This window comes from Planctomycetia bacterium, assembly GCA_034440135.1.
Lineage (GTDB): Bacteria > Planctomycetota > Planctomycetia > Pirellulales > JALHLM01 > JALHLM01.
In genome coordinates this window covers 33,302-52,425 of record JAWXBP010000009.1, presented here as the reverse complement: position 1 = coordinate 52,425, position 19,124 = coordinate 33,302, and the positions used below count along the sequence as shown (strand labels likewise).

The following is a 19,124-nucleotide window of genomic DNA, read 5'->3' as shown; positions in this document are numbered from 1 at the left end:
CGTTCCTCTCGTGGTGCGATGCCCGAGAGCGAGACGTGGCTGGCGACGATGCCTGCCCCCGGTCTAACGCCCTTGGACTTGAATCCGCACCTCGCGCGCTTTCGGCGCAACGCTGTTGTAGTCCTCTAATTGCAGATCCCACTGCAGGTTCCGCACGCTCATCAGCGTGACTAGCCCACTTTTGAGATCCGTGTGATATACGGCCATCGCCCGCGTGGCGGGATCGACGACCGTGAACATCTGCAGGCCGTCCTGCGGTGGCGAAGCAATGGTCACCAACCCAGGGGAAGCTGACGCCGTAACCGGCGACGTTGCGGCAGTCGGAACGCCTCCGACGGCCGGAACCCCCAAGCATGAACCCGCCAACCACCCCAACACGACCATGGTCGCCACGACAACCACACGCATAAGTCACCTGGAACTTACGAGTTGCGGAAGCACGCGGCCTAAGAACCTTATTCTAAGGCCGGCAACTTCCATTTCAAGAAAAAACGCCTGCGGACCCTGTCCGGCCGGCGGCGCCAGGGAGCGTAGTGAAACTGCCCGCCGGCGGCAATGCGATTTCGCCCTGCGGATCGTGAACCAGCGTCTGCTAACGACTGTCCAGAGCGGCACTTACGCCACGCCCCGCAGTCCGTGGGCCGGTCGGTGGCATTTCCCTTTCCGCCTGCTAGGATGTTCCCCCATGAGCCAACATTGGATCGCCGATCGCACGCAATTGTTCGATAGTTCGGGCATCCGCAAGGTTTTCGACCTGGCGGCCAAGATGACCGACCCGATCAACCTCTCGATCGGGCAGCCCGATTTCGACGTTCCTGAGCCGATCAAATCGGCCGCCAAGCGGTCGATCGACGCCGGCAAGAATGGGTACGCCCCCACGCAGGGGATGGCCCCGCTGCGGGAAAAGCTCCAAGGGCAGGTCGACGCCAAGTACGGCCACGCCGACCGGAAGCTGCTGGTCACCAGCGGCACCAGCGGAGCGCTAACGTTGCTGATGTACGCCGCGGTCAATCCCGGCGACGAGGTGATTCTGTTCGACCCGTACTTCGTCAGCTACGAGCCGCTGGTGAAACTAGTGGGCGGGCGCTGCGTGATCGTCGATTCGCATCCCAATTTCCAGATCGACGTGAACAAGGTTCGCGAGGCGATCACGCCACGGACCAAGTTGATTCTGTTCAACAGCCCCGCGAATCCGACGGGCGTCGTGGCCACGGAACAAGTCACGAGCGACCTCGCCGCATTGGCCGCCGAAAAAAATGTGCTCCTGGTGAGCGACGAGATTTACAGCCGCTTCGCCTTTGACGGCGAGTTCGTCTCGCCTGCCAAGTACAACCCCGCAACGTTGGTGATCGACGGGTTCAGCAAGACCTACGGCATGACCGGCTGGCGGGTCGGCTATGTGCATGGCCCGAGCGCGCTTGTGGATGGCATGACCAAGCTCCAGCAATACACGTTCGTCTGCGCGCCGCAGCCGTTTCAATGGGCCGGAGTCGAGGCCCTGGACTTCGAGATGCAGCCGTACATCGACGCCTATCGCAAAAAGCGCGACTACGTCGTCGAGCAACTTTCCCGCGACTACGAACTGGCCACGCCCGGCGGGGCGTTTTATGCTTACCCCAAAGCCCCGCGCGGCAGCGGGTCGTCGTTCGTCGAGGAAGCGATCGCCAACCAACTGCTGGTGATCCCCGGCAAGATTTTCAGCCAACACGACACGCACTTCCGGCTGTCGTACGCGGCCAGCGACGCTACGATTGAACGCGGGATGGAAGTGCTCAGGAAACTCGCCAAACGAAGTACCTAGCGAAACCACAGTCTCCTTTCGCGGAGCGAAAGGAGACTGTCCTACTTTACTCCCACTCTCCTTTACTCCTCCCAACTCCTCCCTCATGTCCACCAACGGCGCGCTCAACAGAAAACTTCGCATGGCTTTGGTCGGTGGCGGCCAAGGCGCTTTTATTGGTCGGGTGCATTGCACCGCGGCGGTGTTGGATAATCGCGCGGCGCTCGTCGCCGGCGCCTTGTCCAGTAATCCCGAGAAGGCCAAGGCCTCGGCGGCCGATTACGACATCGCGCCTGACCGGGCGTATGGCTCGTATCAGGAACTGCTGGAAAAGGAAAAGGCGCTGCCGGCCGACAAGCGGATTGATTTCGTCTCGGTCGCCACGCCGAATCACACGCACTTCGAGATCGCCAAGGCCGCCGTGCAGGCCGGCTTCAACGTGATGTGCGACAAGCCGATGACGTTCGACCTCGCGCAGGCCGAGGAGTTGGCCAAGATCGTCGACGGTTCCGGCGTGGTGTTCGCCGTGACGCACAACTACACCGGCAATCCGCTGGTGCGGCAGGCCCGCGACATGATCCTCAACGGCGAGTTGGGGGAGATCAATGCCTTTCGTTCCAACTACATCCAAGGCTGGCTGCGCACGCGGTTGGAAGCGTCCGACCAGAAGCAGGCGGCCTGGCGGACCGATCCCTCGAAGAGTGGCGCGGCCGGCTGCTTCGGCGATATCGCCACGCACGCCTACAACCTGGCGCGATTCATGACCGGCCTGCTGCCAGGCGACGTGAGCTGCCATTTGAAAACCTTCGAGCAAGGACGCAAGCTCGACGACTACGGCCACGCGGTGATTCGCATGGAAAACGGCGCACTCGGCACGGTGACCGCCTCGCAGATCACGCATGGTCGCGAAAACGACGTCACCATCGAGATCGACGGCACCAAGGGTTCGCTCTTCTGGGCGCAGGAAAATCCGAACCAAATGTTCTTCCGCCGCAACGGCCAGCCACATGCGATTTACACCCGCGACCCCAACGCGCCGTTCATTGCCGACATCACCAAAGCGTCCTGCCGCATCCCGAGCGGGCATCCCGAGGGCTATCTCGAAGCCTTCGGCAACGTTTACCGCGCGGCTTACGACGCGATGGTCGAGCGCGCCAGCGGCAAGCCGTTCGAGAAGACGAACACGCTCTATCCCAACGTGAACGACGGCGTCGAAGGGATGTACTTCATCCAGCAATGCGTCGAGAGCAGCAAGCAAGGCGGGGCTTGGTTGCCGCTGAAACATCCGCGAGCGCGGCGGTAGTGGCGGCCTCCGCGTGAGGAATTGTCGATCTCGCTAAGCCCAGGGAAGGCCACCGAAGTTATCGGGGATAGCTGAATCTCCGAGGGCCTTCCCTGGGCTTGTGCTTGCGAGCGCTCTTGGACTTTCTCGTCGTGTAGCGCTACACGACTCCCAGCATCTGCAGGTTCAAGAACAAGACCAGCGCGCCGAAAGCCACGGCTACCACGCCTCCGAGTAGACAGAGAATGCGCGCGCCTGGAGTACCGATTGCGTCGACCAGATGGCGGGTGACGCGTCCATCTTTCAAGCCGTGCGGATTGAGCATCGACGCGTAGAGGAGGTGCAAACCCGTGACGAGCAGCCCGACAGCTGCGGCGAAACGGCTGCGGCGAAACGGTCGGCGGTTTTCCTGCGGCGGAGTGTATTGGGTAGCAACGTACTCTACTTCCTGATCAACTGGCGAAGTTGCTTCGGGCCCGGTGATTCGGTGTGAACCCAGTTGCGGTGGCCTCGCTGGAAACCTTGGCTGACCAGGAATGTGCGAAGGGGGCGGAGTATGCGCTTGCCCGCCTCCCTGTGCCCCCTCCATTCGCCGGCGACGTTCCTCATCTTCTTTCCGACGTCGCTCGTCGCGCGCCTCGCGGTCCGCCTGCCTGCGCTCTTGGGCCTCCCTTGCCAAGCGTGCGCCGATGCTTTCACCGCTGACAACGCCGGTGTCTCGCGGCCGGTCTTCTGGTTCGTCAGGCCAAGGCGCTTGCAGAGTGATCGTCGAAGGCTGTTCTTTATTGTCCGACGATTCATCCAATGGCTCATCCGGCAAATCGCTGGCCGGCGCTTCAGTTGAGTTGCCTTGCACCGGCGGTGATGTGGAGACCGGTGCAGCCGGCGCGTAAGGCGAGGGCGATGCCGCGACGGGCTGCGCGGCGGCAGGTGGAATTGGCGCCGCTGCTATGACCGGCGCGGCAGGCCGACGATTGACGGCCACGACGACTAAGACCGACAGCAAACCTATCGCGAATAGGGAAAACCCGCCGATCACGACGGCCCATTCGGCACTATCCATCTCGGCATGTTGGCGCGAAGTCGCCATAGTCAGAGGCTCCTCAGCAAGTCGACGAACGCGACAGAAAAGTGAGCGCTATTTACTTCGACGCCTGCAGTTTAGCTAAGCGTTTTTCGCGTGACAATAGATGGCGAATCCGCGAGTCGGTTTGCCAGCGGAGAATGTTTAGATCGCACTCAGCCCAGGAAAATCAACCCAGTCGCTGATGAGGGATTTCGCCTTGGGGGTTTTCACCTATGGGCGTCGACGCATCGCCCATGGCCAGAACGATCCGCGATCAACAAAAACAGCCGGCGTCTTCCTGGCAAGGAGGACGCCGTCTGTGGGAGTTCGTCGGGGGCGCAAAGCGCGGGGGATTTACTAGCAGCCGTGCTTCTCGAGCTTTTCGCGCAAAGTATCGGCCGTAAACGGCTTGACCAGGTAATCGGACACGCCGGCTTCGATGGCTTGCATGACGCGGGCTTTTTCCGCTTCGGTCGTGACCATGATGATCGGCACCTTGGCGTCCATGGCGCGGATCGCCTGGACGACCTCCAGGCCGCTCTTGCCCGGCATATTCCAGTCGGTCAGCACGAGATCGAATTCGCCCGGCTTAAACATGGCGACCGCCTCATTGCCGTCAGCTGCTTCCGTAGCGCCCGGGCAGCCCACGGCGAGCAGCGATCGAATGATGATCTTGCGCATGGTGCTGGAGTCGTCGGCAACCAGTACTCGCATCGGTGCTTCCTATGAAACGGTGTCAGAATCGGACACGGCGAGCTTCGGTCGTCTCGCCCGGAAAGGTTTGTCGGACTGGGGCAACTCTAGGTTCCGCCATCCAGATGTCAAACGGCGACGGCGAGACGTTTCTGGTCGCCTGAGCGGAGTTCTCTAAACACCGGCCTCGGAAGTAGACGATCTGTGCGCCCCGTTACATCTGCGAATCGCCTGGTCCCGGTTTGACCGGTCGTAATTCCAGACCTAAATGTTGCGGTACGTTCGATGCGCGTCACCGAAGTTCGCGTTTGCGAAATCACGGCCTGGACGCGCGGCGGGGCTGACCCGCTCCCAGCAGACCTGTTGGGCCGAACGCCAGCCGGATCGCCGCCCCATCGCCACGGCCAGGGAGAATTAATCGTCGTGACTACCGCAATTCGAGAAACGCCCACGTCCACCTCACGGCGGACCGAGCCGACCGGCAGTATGCAACTGGTCAGCTTCCGGTTGGCGCAAGAGGAATACGGCATCGAGATCACGCGCGTGCAGGAGATCATCCTGATGGGCGAGATCACGCGCGTGCCGCAAACGCCAGCCTACATCAAAGGCTTGATCAACCTACGCAGCACGGTCATTCCGATCGTCGACTTGCGTCTGCGGTTCGCCTTGCCGCAAGAGCCGTTCACGGACGAAACGCGGATCATGGTCGTGAACGTCGGCGGCAAGACGGTGGGCATCATCGTCGACGGCGTCAGCGAAGTGCTGCGGATTTCGCAGGAACAAGTTTCGCCGCCGCCCCCCACGGTCTCCGGGCTCGGCCGCGAATACCTGACCGGTCTGGTCAAGCTGGAAAATCGGCTGCTGATTTTGCTCGATATCGAGAAGCTGCTGTCGCAAGAACAAGCGCCGGAGGACAACGTCGCGCCGGCCAACTAACGCGAGCCGCCGCCCCCGCGCCGCACTCCATTCATTTATTTCGATCACCACGCCGCCCCATGGGCGTCGTTCACCAGCCAGGGAGCACGAAGAGAAATGACCGCGACACAGAATTCGACGCAGACCGTGAATTACGACGATGTCAACAGCTTGCGCTCGGCGCTGTCGGTGAAGTCGGCAATGACCGACAATTCGCCGATCAACACGATTCTGGCGGATCGCGACCTGAAGATCGTGTACATGAACGAGGCCAGTGAGCGGACGCTGAAAACGATCGAGCACCTGTTGCCGGTGCGGGCCAATGCGGTCGTCGGACAGAGCATCGACATCTTCCACAAGAACCCCTCGTACCAGCGCAAACTGCTGGCGAACGACAAGAACCTGCCGCACCGCGCGACGATCGAGTTGGGCGAGGAAAAGCTCGACCTGCTGGTGAGCGCGATCTACGACGAGAAGGGCGAGTACCTCGGTCCGATGGTCACCTGGGAGGTGATTACCGAGAAACTGAAGTTGGAAGCTAGTAACCGCGACTACGCCGGCGTTTCGAACGCCGTGAGCAAGTCGATGGCCATGATCGAGTTCAAGATGGACGGCACGATCATCACCGCGAACGAGAATTTTCTGGCGGCGATGGGCTATTCCCTTGACGAAATCAAGGGGCAGCACCACAGCATGTTCGCCGAGGCCGAACATGCTCGCAGCTCGGAGTACAAGGCGTTCTGGGCGAAGCTGAACCGCGGCGAATTCGACGACGGACAGTATAAGCGGCTAGCCAAGGGAGGCCGCGAGATCTGGATTCAGGCCTCGTACAACCCCATCCTCGACCAGAACGGCAAGCCGGTGAAAGTGGTGAAATACGCCACGGACATCACGGCCGAACGCCTGAAGAATGCCGACACCGCCGGGCAATTGGAAGCCATCAACAAGGTGATGGCGGTGATCGAATTCAAGATGGACGGCACCATCGTTAATGCGAACGAGAACTTCCTGAAGACCCTCGGATACCGCCTGGACGAGATCAAGGGTCAGCACCACAGCATGTTCGCCGAGGCCGAATTCGCCCGCAGCACGGAGTACCGCGGATTCTGGGCGAAGTTGAATCGCGGCGAGTTCGATGAAGGACAATACAAGCGGATCGGCAAGGGAGGCAAGGAAGTCTGGATTCAGGCCTCGTACAACCCGATCATGGACCTCAACGGCAGGCCCTTCAAGGTCGTCAAATACGCGACGGACGTGACGCAACAGGTCACGATGCAGAAGGACCTGCGCCGCCTGGTCGAACAGGTCATCGAGAGCGCCGGCCAATTCACGGAAGGCTCGCGCTTGATCGCCGAGAGCTCGCAGACCCTCGCCCAAGGCGCGCAGACGCAAAGCTCGTCCGTCGAGGAAATGAGCGCCGCGGTCGAACAGCTCGCCCGCAGCATCAACGCCGTGAAGGACAACTCGGGCGAAGCCGACAAGGTTGCCACCGAAACGAGCCAATTGGCTGAAGACGGCGGCGCCGCGGTGCAGAAGTCGGTCCAGGCGATGGAGCTGATCAAGACCAGCAGCGAACAGATCAGCGAGATCATTCAAGTGATCTCGGAAATCGCCAGCCAGACCAACTTGCTGGCCTTGAACGCGGCGATCGAAGCCGCCCGCGCCGGCGAGCACGGCCTGGGCTTCGCGGTCGTCGCCGACGAAGTCCGCAAGCTGGCCGAGCGGTCGAGCGAAGCGGCCAAGGAGATCTCTTCGCTGATCAAGGAATCGACCAAGCGCGTCGAGGAAGGGGCCTCGTTGAGCGCTCAAACGGGCGTTGCTTTGACGAAGATCATCCAAGGGGTCGACAAGACCGCGAAGAAGATCTCCGAGATCGCAACCGCGACCGTCGAGCAAGCGACCAACGCCAAGGAAGTCGCGGCGGCGATCCAGCAGATCGGCCAAGTGACCGAGCAAGTTGCGGCCGGCAGCGAAGAGCTGGCATCGAGCAGCGAAGAGCTTGGCGCCCAGGCCACGAGCCTGCGGGAACTGGTGTCGCAGGTCAAGTTCGACAACTAAGGCAGTTCGTCGGACGGTTTGGGAAAGATCTAGCTGAACCGCCCGGCGGCTCGGCGCATTCACTCGTCCGCGGCGCTCGCTTCGAATTGGAACGCGAGCGCCGCGGGACGTGGCGCAAGTTGAGGAGCAACGCATGCCGCCAGTCGCTGCGGAACAGATCTCGGACGCCGAGATGACGCGCTTTGTCGACCTGATCTACAAGGTCACGGGCATTCGTATTTCGACGCAGAAGAAAACGCTGCTATCGAATCGGATCCGACGCCGCCTCAAGCAGACGGGCGTCGAGACGTTCGAAGCGTACTACCTCAAACTCAAGCGGTTGCCGCCCAGCGATTTGGAGTGGGATCGCTTTCTGGAAGAGGTCACCACGCACGAAACGTTTCTCTTCCGCGATCAAGCGCAATGGGACTGGCTCCAAAGGGAGTTCCTGCCCGGCGTCGCGGCGCGCGAGCGCGATACCAAGGCGCCGAAAACGCTGCGCATCTGGTCGGCGGCGTGCTCGACGGGCGATGAGGCCATGACGGTCGCGACCTGCATCGCTTCGACGTTGCCGAACTTGTCCGAATGGCGCGTGCAAATCGTCGGCACGGATATTGGCGTCGGCGCGCTGGAGCAGGCCAAAAAGGCCGTTTTCAACGAACGGGCGATGCACCTGGTGCCGGAGAATTGCAAGAAGAAGTACTTCACGCGCCAGCCGGACGGAACCTCGTGGCAGGCGAACCCCATCCTCACCGGCATGATCAACTTCCGGCAACATAACCTGCTTGAACCGCTCAATGAAGCGCCGTTCGACCTGGTGTTCTTGAAGAACGTGCTGATTTACTTCGACGACGTCTCAAAAAAGACCGCAGTCGGCCACGTTCGTAAGCTGATTCGGCCCGGCGGATTGCTGGTCGCCGGCGCCGCCGAAGGCGTGTCGGACTTGCTGCGTGAATTGCAGCGATTGCAACCGTGGTTGTATCAGAGCTCGGAAGGAAAAAGCGCTCGATGAGCGAATCCACCGCTGCGGATGCCGACAGCCTGCTGGACAGCATGCTCGCCGACTTTCTCGACGAGTCTTCGCAGCTCCTATTGCGCTTAAACGAAAATCTGCTGCGATTGGACGATTGGGTGCATGCGCTCGCCGACGGGGCGCCGGCGTCGTGCGATGAACAGTTGATGAACGAGCTATTTCGGGCGGCGCACAGCTTGAAGGGCTTGTCGGCGATGCTCGGCCTCGCCGACATTAACGCACTCACCCACAAAATCGAAAACGTCTTCGACGCGGCTCGTCGCGACGAGCTGCGCTTCGAGCCGCACACGGTCGAGCTCGTGTTCCAATCCGTAGACCGGCTATCCGCGATGGTGGAATACTTGAAAGATCCGACGCCAACGCCGCCGGACTACAGCGCCGTCGCGGCCGAAATCCAAGACGTCCTGGAACGCTGCGGACGTTCGCTCGCGGCCGGCGACCAGGCCGACGTCGAGAAACACTTCGCCGCCGAGCTACCGGCCCCGCCGGCACCCGAGAAAGCGCCGCGAGTCGTGGCGCCGCGCGGCGACTTGTTCGCCGATATCCGCGACGAAACCGATGTGCCGGCGAAGTACCTGGGCATCTTCATCGACGAAACGGAGATGTCCCTCGACACGTTCGTCGAGCTGTTGATCCGGGACGACGGCCGGACCGACCGTTCCGGCACTGAATCGCTGATGATCATCAGCCACCGGATCAAGGGATCGGCCGCCAGCATCGGGTTGAACCGCGCCGCGAAACTCTCGCATTGCATGGAAGATCTGTTGCAGGAGCGACTGGAACGAAACGCCGATTTGACGTCGCAAATGTCCGACGTCTTGCTGCGCTGCGGCGACGCGTTGCGTCGATACATCGACGGTCTGAAGATCGGCGCTCCGGACACGGCCCGCTTTAGCGAGGCCTACCAGTCGCTCTTGGCCCTGCAACTCGAAACTCCAGCCCCGACAATCAGCGTGGCCGCTCCTTCGCCCGTCAAGACCGTCCGGATGTCGGAAGACGAACGTGCCGAACTTCGTCGCGCTGGACTAGGCGCCGGCGACGGCGTGATCGGGCGCGTGCGTTTCCAAGCGGACTTCCCGCTGGTCGGATTGAAAGCGCGGCTGGTTTATGAACGACTCGTACAACTGGGCGAGATCTTCTACAGCGAGCCCAGCTCCGAAGCATTGGATTCGCTGGAGCAGATCGAGTACCTGAAATTCGGCGTGGCCACCGCGCAGGATGCGGCGAACGTCGCTGCTCGGCTGAAGATCGTCGGCGTGGCCGAGGTCGAGGCGGAACCGTTAACGGCCGCGCAGCTGCAGGCAGCGCCGGCAGCGCAAGTCGAAACGCCGCGCGAGCGAGCCGCCACGGCCGACGAAGCGAAAACACAAGAGAACCGTCCGGTCGAGACTCTGCGCGTCGATATCGAACGACTTGATCAATTGATGAATCTGGCCGGTCAACTCGTCATCAATAAAGCACGCTTCGCCCGGATCGGAGAAGGCCTCAAACAAACGACCGGCAATAAACGATTGCGCAATCGGTTGGACGAAGTGTTCGGCCAATTGCAGCGGCTCGAGGGAGCTATGGACCGAGACGACGATCGGTCGGCGCCCGTCAATCTGCCGGTGTTGCAGACGCAGGTGCGTTCGATCCAACGCGACCTCGGCGTCTTGCGCGACGAGTTGGAGCGGCTGGCCTCGGCGCGATCCTCCATCAACGACCTGTTCGAGGCAGTGCATCAATTAGATCGCGTCGCCGAAGGCATTCAGCGCACGGTGATGGACACGCGCATGGTGCCGATCGGACCGCTATTCACGCGCTTCCGGCGGGTAATCCGCGACATCACGCGGGCCAATGGAAAAGATGTTCGTTTGGAAATCCTGGGGGAGAAGACTGAACTCGATAAGCGGATGATCGACGAGTTGGGCGACCCGCTGATTCACATGGTGCGGAACTCCGCCGACCACGGCATCGAGCAACCCGAGGCGCGCGTCGCGGCCGGCAAGCCCGCGCAAGGCGTGATTACGCTGAACGCGTTTCATCGCGGCAACCGCATCGTGATTCAGGTCACCGACGACGGTAAGGGGCTCGACCCGGAACGGATCCGACAAAAAGCCCTGGATCGAGGCTTGATTACGCCAGCCGACGCCGAGCGGATGACGCCGCAACAGATCTACAACCTGATCTGGGAGCCCGGCTTCAGCACCGCGGAACAAGTCACGGAGATTTCCGGCCGCGGCATGGGCATGGATATCGTCAAGAGCAAGATCGAAGAGCTGAACGGCGCCGTAGACGTCGACAGTGTGCCCGGGCAGGGCGTGACGCTGACCATCAAGCTCCCGCTGACGATGGCCATTTTGCCGAGCTTGATGGCCGAAGTCGATGGCGGGATCTTCGCGCTGCCGATCGAATCAGTGGTAGAGATCGTGCGCATCAGCGCGGATAAAGTGAATACCGTACACGGCGTGCCCACATCGACGGTCCGCGGGCGCGTGGTTTCCATCGTCAGGCTCGATGAATTGTTCGAGTGGAATGGCTCAGACGACTTAGCGCCGGCCGATCCGCAAGCGGATATCACGATGGTGATCCTAGGCAGCGAAGGTCGCGAGCTAGGCTTGACGGTCGATCATCTGCTGGGCGAGGAAGACATCGTCATCAAATCGCTCGCAGAGAATTATCGGCACGTCATGGGTATCGCCGGGGCCAGCATCCTCGGCGACGGTCGCGTGGCATTGATTTTAGACATCGCGGCACTGGTCGAAGCGGCTCAGCGTCGTGGCGTGTCCGAGGAAATATCAGCATGACCAGGAAACCAGATTCCATGCTTCCCGAATTGGTGATTCTCCACGAGTTGTTCGGCGCGGCGACGCACGAGGCTTCGGCCGCGATGTGCCGCTGGACGAACGGCTTGATTACGCTCAGCCTCGACGAGGTCCGCGAGATTCCGCTCGAGAACGTGTGCCAGGAACTCGATTGGGCGCACGAGCTCGTGACGATGGTCGTGCTGAGCCTGGCCGGCGAAATCGGCGGCGAGATGATCCTCACGTTCGACGATCAGAACGGTCGCCGCCTGGCCGCCGCGTTGCTAGGCCGGGAGCCAAGCGTCGACGGGGAATGGACGGCGCTGGAAAAATCTGCCTTGACCGAGACGGGCAACATCCTCGGCTGTGCTTACATGAATGCGTTGACGCGGCTCGTCGACGTGGAACTGGTCCCCTCGCCGCCGTATTTCGTGCAGGACTACGGCGCGAGCGTGCTGGAACAAGCGTTGGTCGGACAGGCCATGACCTGCGATCAAGCCGTGATCTGCCGCACGGCATTTCATCGGGCCGACGAAGAGCTGAATTGGAATGTCTTCTTCCTGCCCACGCTGGCGTTGAGAAAGCGCATGGAAAACGCGCTGCACTCCGCCACGTAGTCCACCATCACACTAGAGCACCAACGCCGGAGCATCAGGGAATGACCGTCGCGGAAGCAACCAAGACCAGCGCCACGCCGTTTGTCGGCATGGGTCAGCTGTTGACGGCGCAACCGCCGGTCCGGCTCGCCTCGGTGCTAGGCTCGTGCGTTGCCGTCTGCCTGTATCATCCACGGCTGCGCGTCGCGGGCATGGCCCACGTTGTTCTGCCGGAATCGACCGGGCACCAAGGCGGACCCGGCAAGTTCGCTGATACGGCCGTGCCGGCGCTGTTGGCGGCACTGGAAAAACTCACCGGACTGAAGGCTGGTTACCAAGCCAAGCTGGCAGGCGGCGCCAGCATGTTCGCGGCCAGCGGACCGCTCCAGATCGGCATTGCCAATGCGGCGGCCGTCAAGGCGGCGCTCGCCAAAGCGCATGTTCGCGTTGTGTCCGAGCACTTGGGCGGCAGCCAGGGGCGCCGCGTCGAGTTCGATCCGGCCACCGGCGCATTAAGCATTGAAGTTCAAGGCCAACCAGCGGTTGTTTTGTAACGAGAACCACGAACCAGAATGACGCGACCCCGTTCGCGCGAGTTAAGGAACTTTCCGTCATGCCAGTCCGATTGCTTGTTGTCGACGACGCAATGATCATCCGTGAGCTGATTAAAGAGGCCGCCACCGAGGCAGGCTTCGAAGTCGTCGGCGAAGCCGCGAACGGCCGCGACGCCGTGGAACGCTACGGCGAACTGCGGCCGGATGTCGTCACGCTTGATCTCGTGATGCCGCAGTTTAACGGACTGTACGCGCTGGAAGGCATTCTGGCGATTGACTCAGGTGCGCGCGTGATCGTCGTCAGCGCGCTGGAACAAACTACGATCTTGAAAGAAGCCTTCCGCAAGGGCGCGTCGGACTTTATTACGAAGCCCTTCGATAAAAAGCTGCTGGTCGCCACGATTGAGAACGTGGCGGCGACGTCCGTCTAGAGTTTGAAGTGTTCAGTGTTCAGTTTTCAGTGAGGAGATGAAAAACTGTGCTTACGATCCAGCGCTGTAGTCACATACTGAACACTAAAAACTGAAAACTTCACACTCCCTATGCCCCTTGCCACTTTGCGACGCGCCGCCGGTTACCTGGACTTGGCTGCGAGCGCGTGCCGGCTGAGAGCAGGCGACGACGAGGTGGTCCAACGGCGCGTGCGCCGGCACCTCGCGGAGCGGATGGGAAAGCTGCGAGGGCTGCCGCAAAAGCTCGGCCAGATGTTGAGTTTCTCGGATCGCGACGAGCACGTCGCCGATCAATATGCGGCGCTCCAAGAAACGGCCGAGGCTCTGCCCTGGGAAGTGATTGAGCCGCTACTTGTCCGCGCGTGGGGACGGCCCGTCGCGGAAGTGATGTCCTCGATCGATCCATGCGGCCAGGCGGCCTCGCTCGGCCAGGTGCATCGCGGCGTCACGCGCAATGGCGTGGAGGTGGCCGTCAAAGTGCAGTACCCGGGCGTGCGCGACGCCGTGGAAACCGACCTCCGCATGCTCGGCTGGCTCAGTATGCCGCTGGGCAATCTGCGCCGCGGCTTCGACATGCGGCGCTATCGCGACGTGATCACGCAGGATCTCGACCGAGAATTGGACTACGCCGCCGAGGCCGAGCACCAGCGCCGCTTCCGCGATTGGGCCGCGCGCGAACCGTTTCTGGTCGTGCCCCGCGTGCTGACGGACTTTTCCCACGAGCAAGTGCTCGTCACCGAATGGGAAGATGGCGATCACTGGGACGTGGTCGTGGCGGAGTGGAGCGCCGAGCAGCGCCGCGACCTCGCCCAGCAGATGGTCCGCACATTCCTGCACGGACTGTTCATGCGCCGACAGGTTCACGCAGACTTGCATCCTGGGAATCTGCGTTTCCGGATGACGGACTCCGGTCCGAAACTCGTCCTGTACGATTTCGGCTGCGTCTACGAACCGTCGCGCGAGACGGTGCTGGCGCTGTTGCGACTGATCCGCGCCACGGAACAACATTGCGAACCGCCGTTGCCGTTGTTCGTGAAGCTGGGCTTTCGCCCTGAATACTTGGCGCCGCTGGCGGACAAACTGCCGGCGCTTTGCCAGGTGCTGCTCGAACCGTTCGTGGCCGATCATAACTTTGACCTCGCGCACTGGCGGCTTGATGAGCGCATGCGGGACGTCCTCGGTGATGACCGTTGGAATTTCCGCATCGCCGGTCCGGCCGAGATGATTTTCCTGATGCGGGCATTTCACGGACTGCTTTACTACCTGCGCGGTTTGGGCGCTCCGGTGAATTGGCGGCGCATGCTGTGGCCGTGCATGCACGGTCTCTCCGGTGAAATGGCGTCGCTGGCCATGCCGATGCCGACCCAGTCGTATCGCGACTTCCGCAGTCTCGCGCAGTGGCTGAAGATTCGCGTCAGTGAATCAGGTCATACGAAAGTCGAACTGACCGCCAACGCCACAGGCATCGACGACCTGGAACAGTTGCTCGATCCCGAATTGATGGTGAAGATTCGCGAACGCCACATCGAACTGGAACAAATCGTCCGCGACATCCGCCGCCGCGGCTACACGCCTGGCCCGGTGTTTCAGATGGACGAGGGCTCAAAGCACATCGCGGTGTGGCTGGAATAGCGGGTCTGCCATTTTGAACCGCGGAGGCGCTGAGACGCCGAGGGCTTATTGAGCCGCGTTCGCCTTATTCGTCGGCGACGGTGACAATCACGCGGGCGTAGCGCGTTAACGCGGGTTCGCCATCGTCAGTGACCGTCAGGACGCATTGGATGGCTGCGCCAGCCGGCGCGTCTGGGACGGTAAACGTCGCGCGTGATTTGTCTGCATCGCGGAGGTCGATGGCGACGTGGCCGGAACTCGCTTCGGCATAGTGCATCCACGCGAAGTGAAGCTGATCGCCGTCGAGATCTGTTGAAGGCGAGCCATCGAGGATGATTTCTTCCCCGGCCTTCGCGGTGCGGTGCAGTTCGCCGTCGATGCTGACCTTCGGCGGATGATTCGCCTGATCGCGCGGATTCACGCACCAATCGAGGCGTGCCCGAAAATCATTCTGCAAATGCTCCGCCCAGCGCGCAAGCGAATTCTCCCGATGCGTCGTGCCGCGCCACGCGTCGCTCTGATTCGCCCAAAAATATTGACGTCCCTGGGCTTCGTCTTGAAGCCCGTAGCGGCCGGCCCAACTGCCCCAGTCCGGGTGGTTGGGGTCGTTCATGCCGGTGGGGACGAGGTACATGAACGACATCGAATCCCCTTCCTTCTGTGGATGGGTCGTGTTCGTCGGATAGAGCGCGCCGAGCGGGCCATGCCCCGTGCGGACGTCCCGCTCGATGTCGAAACCGCCAGCGGTGGCCGTGATGGCGGAGAAGCGATGATACCACCGCCGGCGATCAATCTCGGGACGAAAGGTATCGACCCAAAACGGAAACGCCGGCGCGATGTCGTACGTGTGCGCGCCGAATTCATCGGACGAACTAAGCCGGATCCGACTTTTGAAGCGCGCATAACCGTCGGGGCCGCGCTCCGCGAACACGCGATCCAACGCGCGCCGTAGGCAACTCAGCGCGGCGCCGTCATCGGTGCCCCAATTGCAAAACCAGAGCGGCCGCGGATCATCGCGATCGACCGCGTCGATCAGCAACTGCACGCCATCGTCCACATCGTTGTGACCGGGAACAGTATGCGCTTGGAGGAACGCCTCGGTGGGAAATCGGGCATCGTGCTGAACCAGGTTCGGATAGCACTCGCCATACGCGTCAATCTGCCGGCGCACGATGCCGAGGCCGGTCCGCACCGTGTTCAGATTTTCTCCGTCGCGTGCCAGCGGCCGATTGGCGATGATCCCCGCGATATCCCACTCGCTCGCATACAAGAGAAACCGCACGAGCGACTGCTCATCATCCGGATCGCCCCCCGCGTCCGTCTCGATCATCACGCGCATCCGCGGCTCGTGTTCCTCCGCGAAAAGCCCGCAAGTAAAGCACGGTCCATGAAGGAGCGAAACGGCCAGACTAGCAACCGCGAAAGACGCGAAGCAACGCGAAAAAGCTGAGCGCCGGAGCATGGTTCAATCGCGGGGCAGATAGTTATGAATTGGATGGCAGTTCGTCGGCATGTCCTTTTCGTGCCTTTTCGCGTCTTTCGCGGTTGCCTCGCTACTTCTTCTCAACCGCAGTCCCGCGCAGTTGGATGTTGTCCCAGATGCCCATGTCGTCGAAGGTGCCGAGGCCGATTTGGCCCCAAGTGAAGGTTTTGTTCTCGGCAGTCATGACCGGCGTTTCCATGTCGTCAAAATAAATCGCGATCGCGCCGTCGCTCACGGTCCGTACGATCTTCACGTGGTGCCAGGCGTCGTCCCAGGGAGTGCCGTCGGTGGTCTTGGTGGAAATCTTCGTGCGCGGCGCGTCGTCGACGATGAAAATCTGATTGGCGTGATCGTCCATCTGCTTGCCGAAATGGACGTAATAGAAGTTCGCCGAATCCTGGTAACCGAAGAACATACACATGCTGCGGTGCCCGTAGTCCTTGACCGTGCTGCGGACATCGGCTTCCAACACGAAATCGCCGACGATCACGTCTTTCAACAGCGCGATGTTGAGCGGACTGCGATGCGGCGGCTTGTAGTCGCTCTGCTTGGTGTTGCCGTACCCCTGCCCGTCCTTGCCGGGCAGCACTTCCCAGGCCTGGGCATCGGTGGCCTGCCAGCGTTCGGCGCCTTGCTCGAAGTCCTCGTGCGACACTTCAGGCAACTCGGCCGCGACGGTCGCATTGACCGACATTCCGAAGACCAGTCCGCAAAGCATGAAAGCGCGCATGTTGTTCGACTCACAATCAGGAAGTGGGCGGTGGCGACGCGGTCGTCCAGAAAGTATGGTAGCCGCGATTGCGCAAGCGTGCCATCGCGGGCACCTGGGCGAGAATCAAGCCCACGGCAAACATGTCTCCGCAGGCAAACAGCGCATTCCAAACGGAACACCAGGCGAAAGCGATCAACAGCCACGGCGGCAGGGGAATCAAAGCGGCCAAGACCAGTGGCAGAATTGAGATCACCAGAAATGGCAGCAAGAGCACGACCAGAAAGCGCGTGCGGGTGATCTCTCCCAAATAGTGCGCGTAAAACATCATTCGACTGGGCCAGACGCCCATCATTTTATCGTCCGGATGTCCGCCGGCCGGAAAGGCCCCATAGTGCAATAGCTCATGGAAGGCAATCATCGCCGGAAACGACAGCACGATGAACACGATCGCAACAATGGCGTGATTGCCACTGAGTGTGACGGACATGGACAAACCCAGCGATTGCCACGCCAAACCGACAAGCAGGCCCAGCACGATGGCAATCGGCGCAGCGTAGACTTGCATCATCGCCGGGCCAGGCTCGCGCAGGGCATGCCAGGTCTCGTCCGGCGCGAAATCGCCCTCGGGCAACGATCCGACGTGCAACCGCATTTCATATCCCCGGATAATGCTTTACGCCGATTCGTGCGAGCCTCGCGACAGCTACTCAATCACCTTATTGAGCGGATACTCGACAATCCCGCGAGCCCCCGCCGCTTTCAAGCGCGGGATGATGTTACGCACCACTGCTTCGTCGATCACCGTCATCACGTCGACCCAATCGTCGTCCGAGAGACTGCTGATCGTCGGTTTTTGCAACGCCGGCAGGATCGCCAGGACTTCCTGCAAGCTTGCGCGCGGGACGTTCGCCATCATTCCGACTTTGCCTTCCGCCGCCATCGCGCCGCGCAACATCAGCGCGATATCGTCGATCTTCTGCCGTTTGAACGGATCGAGGTATGCCTCGCGATTGGCGATCAAACGCGGCGTGCTCACGAGTACTTCGGCCACGATCCGCAGATTATTGGCCCGCAACGAGCTGCCGGTTTCGGTGACTTCCACGATGGCGTCGGCCAAGCGCGGCGGCTTGACCTCCGTGGCGCCCCAGCTGAATTCCACTTTCGCCTGCACGCCATGCTTGGCGAGAAACCGCGTCGTCAGGCCGACTGCTTCGGTGGCGATGCGCTTGCCTTGCAGTTGGGCAACCGACTGCACCGGGGAATCCTCCGGCACGCAGAGTACCCAACGCACGGGACGGCGGCTGACCTTCGAGAACACAAGTTCCGCCACTTCTTGTACATCAGCATTGTTCTCCACGATCCAATCGTGACCTGTCAGACCGGCGTCGAGCGCGCCGTCTTGAACGTAACGCGCCATTTCCTGCGCGCGGATCAGCGTGCATTCGATTTCGTCGTCGTCGATCGACGGATAGTAGCTGCGCGAACTGAACGTGATTTTGTAGCCCGCGCGCCGAAACAACTCCGCCGTCGCCTCTTGCAGGCTGCCGGCGGGAATGCCCAGTTTCAAACAGTTTGCCATCGCGTTACTTCTTTCCATAAACCTGGGCGGGGTCGAACACGCGCTCGCCGACGACTTGCAGACCTTCCGGCGTGACCTGCCGGAAGAAACAGCTTTGGTAGCCTTCGTGGCAGGCCGCGCCGCCGAGCTGTTCGACTTTCAAGAGTATCGTGTCCGCGTCGCAATCGACGAATACGCCGCGCACCAGTTGCACGTGGCCGCTTTCCTCCCCCTTGCGCCAGAGCTTGTTGCGGCTGCGGCTGAAGTAGACGGCGCGGCCGGTCGCCAGCGTCTCGGCGTAGCTCTCGGGGTTCATGTAGGCCATCATCAGCACCTCGCCCGTGGCGGCGTCCTGGGCGATGGCCGGCAACATGCCTTGGCCCTTCTCAAAATCGGGGATCGTGCGGGGGGCCGGGTGCGACACCGCTACTCCTTGGATTTGCCGGGAAAATCACCTGCCGCGGGCTTGAACCGCGACGAGGCCGGCCGGGCATCAGCAAGCACTTGCGCAAGCCGAAATCGATGCCACGGCGACCAAACTGCCCAGAATAACCCGACTATCGGGCATT

18 protein-coding genes are annotated in these 19,124 nt (G+C 61.4%); 10 read left to right on the top strand and 8 right to left on the bottom strand.

The window, feature by feature from the left end:
• Positions 1 to 63 precede the first annotated feature (63 nt).
• Positions 64 to 408, bottom strand: coding sequence for a hypothetical protein (locus SGJ19_00615; protein ID MDZ4778736.1), 345 nt, complete (start codon positions 406 to 408; stop codon positions 64 to 66).
• A 277-nt stretch (positions 409 to 685) separates the two neighbouring features.
• On the opposite strand from SGJ19_00615, the gene SGJ19_00610 reads away from it, so the two are divergent.
• A complete protein-coding gene (locus SGJ19_00610; GenBank protein ID MDZ4778735.1) occupies positions 686 to 1,801 on the top strand; it encodes an aminotransferase class I/II-fold pyridoxal phosphate-dependent enzyme in 1,116 nt (371 codons plus the stop codon).
• 85 nt (positions 1,802 to 1,886) lie between these two features.
• Positions 1,887 to 3,083: a Gfo/Idh/MocA family oxidoreductase gene (locus tag SGJ19_00605; GenBank protein ID MDZ4778734.1), complete on the top strand. Its 1,197-nt coding sequence runs from the start codon at positions 1,887 to 1,889 to the stop codon at positions 3,081 to 3,083.
• 139 nt (positions 3,084 to 3,222) lie between these two features.
• Here the strand turns inward: SGJ19_00605 and SGJ19_00600 are convergent, their stop codons facing one another.
• Together SGJ19_00600 and SGJ19_00595 are read right to left on the bottom strand one after the other, a co-directional pair.
• Positions 3,223 to 4,152, bottom strand: a complete 930-nt coding sequence (locus SGJ19_00600; GenBank protein ID MDZ4778733.1) for a hypothetical protein — start codon at positions 4,150 to 4,152, stop codon at positions 3,223 to 3,225.
• Between the two features lie 333 nt (positions 4,153 to 4,485).
• Positions 4,486 to 4,842 (bottom strand): response regulator, encoded by a 357-nt coding sequence (locus SGJ19_00595; GenBank protein ID MDZ4778732.1) that lies wholly within the window; start codon positions 4,840 to 4,842, stop codon positions 4,486 to 4,488.
• Between the two features lie 264 nt (positions 4,843 to 5,106).
• On the opposite strand from SGJ19_00595, the gene SGJ19_00590 reads away from it, so the two are divergent.
• From SGJ19_00590 to SGJ19_00555, 8 genes are all read left to right on the top strand, one after another.
• The gene (locus SGJ19_00590) at positions 5,107 to 5,757 is read left to right on the top strand and encodes a chemotaxis protein CheW (GenBank protein ID MDZ4778731.1); all 651 of its coding nucleotides are present in this window, start codon (positions 5,107 to 5,109) and stop codon (positions 5,755 to 5,757) included.
• Positions 5,758 to 5,853: 96 nt separating this feature from the next.
• Complete coding sequence (locus tag SGJ19_00585) at positions 5,854 to 7,794, top strand: PAS domain-containing methyl-accepting chemotaxis protein (GenBank protein ID MDZ4778730.1); 1,941 nt, start codon at positions 5,854 to 5,856, stop codon at positions 7,792 to 7,794.
• Positions 7,795 to 7,927: 133 nt separating this feature from the next.
• Positions 7,928 to 8,785 carry a protein-glutamate O-methyltransferase CheR gene (locus SGJ19_00580; protein MDZ4778729.1) on the top strand — a complete coding sequence of 286 codons (858 nt, stop codon included), beginning with the start codon at positions 7,928 to 7,930 and terminating at the stop codon, positions 8,783 to 8,785.
• Positions 8,782 to 11,592, top strand: a complete 2,811-nt coding sequence (locus SGJ19_00575; protein MDZ4778728.1) for a chemotaxis protein CheA — start codon at positions 8,782 to 8,784, stop codon at positions 11,590 to 11,592. Before SGJ19_00580 ends, SGJ19_00575 begins: the two co-directional genes overlap by 4 nt.
• Positions 11,589 to 12,206 (top strand): chemotaxis protein, encoded by a 618-nt coding sequence (locus tag SGJ19_00570; GenBank protein MDZ4778727.1) that lies wholly within the window; start codon positions 11,589 to 11,591, stop codon positions 12,204 to 12,206. The genes SGJ19_00575 and SGJ19_00570 overlap by 4 nt, the downstream gene beginning before the upstream one ends.
• A gap of 41 nt (positions 12,207 to 12,247) precedes the next feature.
• On the top strand, positions 12,248 to 12,739 hold the full coding sequence (locus SGJ19_00565) for a chemotaxis protein CheD (GenBank protein ID MDZ4778726.1): 492 nt from the start codon (positions 12,248 to 12,250) through the stop codon (positions 12,737 to 12,739).
• 59 nt (positions 12,740 to 12,798) lie between these two features.
• Complete coding sequence (locus SGJ19_00560) at positions 12,799 to 13,170, top strand: response regulator (protein MDZ4778725.1); 372 nt, start codon at positions 12,799 to 12,801, stop codon at positions 13,168 to 13,170.
• 111 nt (positions 13,171 to 13,281) lie between these two features.
• Complete coding sequence (locus SGJ19_00555; protein ID MDZ4778724.1) at positions 13,282 to 14,823, top strand: AarF/ABC1/UbiB kinase family protein; 1,542 nt, start codon at positions 13,282 to 13,284, stop codon at positions 14,821 to 14,823.
• A gap of 64 nt (positions 14,824 to 14,887) precedes the next feature.
• On the opposite strand, the gene SGJ19_00550 is transcribed toward SGJ19_00555, so the two are convergent.
• The 5 genes from SGJ19_00550 to hisI all read right to left on the bottom strand — a co-directional run bounded on the left by SGJ19_00550 (position 14,888) and on the right by hisI (position 18,979).
• Positions 14,888 to 16,141, bottom strand: coding sequence for a DUF1593 domain-containing protein (locus SGJ19_00550; GenBank protein ID MDZ4778723.1), 1,254 nt, complete (start codon positions 16,139 to 16,141; stop codon positions 14,888 to 14,890).
• A gap of 214 nt (positions 16,142 to 16,355) precedes the next feature.
• On the bottom strand, positions 16,356 to 17,015 hold the full coding sequence (locus tag SGJ19_00545) for a hypothetical protein (GenBank protein MDZ4778722.1): 660 nt from the start codon (positions 17,013 to 17,015) through the stop codon (positions 16,356 to 16,358).
• A gap of 16 nt (positions 17,016 to 17,031) precedes the next feature.
• Complete coding sequence (locus tag SGJ19_00540) at positions 17,032 to 17,649, bottom strand: DUF3267 domain-containing protein (GenBank protein MDZ4778721.1); 618 nt, start codon at positions 17,647 to 17,649, stop codon at positions 17,032 to 17,034.
• Positions 17,650 to 17,700: 51 nt separating this feature from the next.
• A complete protein-coding gene (gene hisG / locus SGJ19_00535) occupies positions 17,701 to 18,576 on the bottom strand; it encodes an ATP phosphoribosyltransferase (protein ID MDZ4778720.1) in 876 nt (291 codons plus the stop codon).
• Positions 18,577 to 18,580: 4 nt separating this feature from the next.
• Positions 18,581 to 18,979, bottom strand: coding sequence for a phosphoribosyl-AMP cyclohydrolase (hisI, locus tag SGJ19_00530; GenBank protein ID MDZ4778719.1), 399 nt, complete (start codon positions 18,977 to 18,979; stop codon positions 18,581 to 18,583).
• Positions 18,980 to 19,124 lie beyond the last annotated feature (145 nt).

Coding starts and splice junctions, on each gene's coding strand:
- SGJ19_00615 (MDZ4778736.1), bottom strand. CDS start 408: ATGCGTGTGGTTGTCGTGGCGACCATGGTCGTGTTGGGGTGGTTGGCG.
- SGJ19_00610 (MDZ4778735.1), top strand. CDS start 686: ATGAGCCAACATTGGATCGCCGATCGCACGCAATTGTTCGATAGTTCG.
- SGJ19_00605 (MDZ4778734.1), top strand. CDS start 1,887: ATGTCCACCAACGGCGCGCTCAACAGAAAACTTCGCATGGCTTTGGTC.
- SGJ19_00600 (MDZ4778733.1), bottom strand. CDS start 4,152: ATGGCGACTTCGCGCCAACATGCCGAGATGGATAGTGCCGAATGGGCC.
- SGJ19_00595 (MDZ4778732.1), bottom strand. CDS start 4,842: ATGCGAGTACTGGTTGCCGACGACTCCAGCACCATGCGCAAGATCATC.
- SGJ19_00590 (MDZ4778731.1), top strand. CDS start 5,107: ATGCGCGTCACCGAAGTTCGCGTTTGCGAAATCACGGCCTGGACGCGC.
- SGJ19_00585 (MDZ4778730.1), top strand. CDS start 5,854: ATGACCGCGACACAGAATTCGACGCAGACCGTGAATTACGACGATGTC.
- SGJ19_00580 (MDZ4778729.1), top strand. CDS start 7,928: ATGCCGCCAGTCGCTGCGGAACAGATCTCGGACGCCGAGATGACGCGC.
- SGJ19_00575 (MDZ4778728.1), top strand. CDS start 8,782: ATGAGCGAATCCACCGCTGCGGATGCCGACAGCCTGCTGGACAGCATG.
- SGJ19_00570 (MDZ4778727.1), top strand. CDS start 11,589: ATGACCAGGAAACCAGATTCCATGCTTCCCGAATTGGTGATTCTCCAC.
- SGJ19_00565 (MDZ4778726.1), top strand. CDS start 12,248: ATGACCGTCGCGGAAGCAACCAAGACCAGCGCCACGCCGTTTGTCGGC.
- SGJ19_00560 (MDZ4778725.1), top strand. CDS start 12,799: ATGCCAGTCCGATTGCTTGTTGTCGACGACGCAATGATCATCCGTGAG.
- SGJ19_00555 (MDZ4778724.1), top strand. CDS start 13,282: ATGCCCCTTGCCACTTTGCGACGCGCCGCCGGTTACCTGGACTTGGCT.
- SGJ19_00550 (MDZ4778723.1), bottom strand. CDS start 16,141: ATGCGCGTGATGATCGAGACGGACGCGGGGGGCGATCCGGATGATGAG.
- SGJ19_00545 (MDZ4778722.1), bottom strand. CDS start 17,015: ATGCGCGCTTTCATGCTTTGCGGACTGGTCTTCGGAATGTCGGTCAAT.
- SGJ19_00540 (MDZ4778721.1), bottom strand. CDS start 17,649: ATGCGGTTGCACGTCGGATCGTTGCCCGAGGGCGATTTCGCGCCGGAC.
- hisG (MDZ4778720.1), bottom strand. CDS start 18,576: ATGGCAAACTGTTTGAAACTGGGCATTCCCGCCGGCAGCCTGCAAGAG.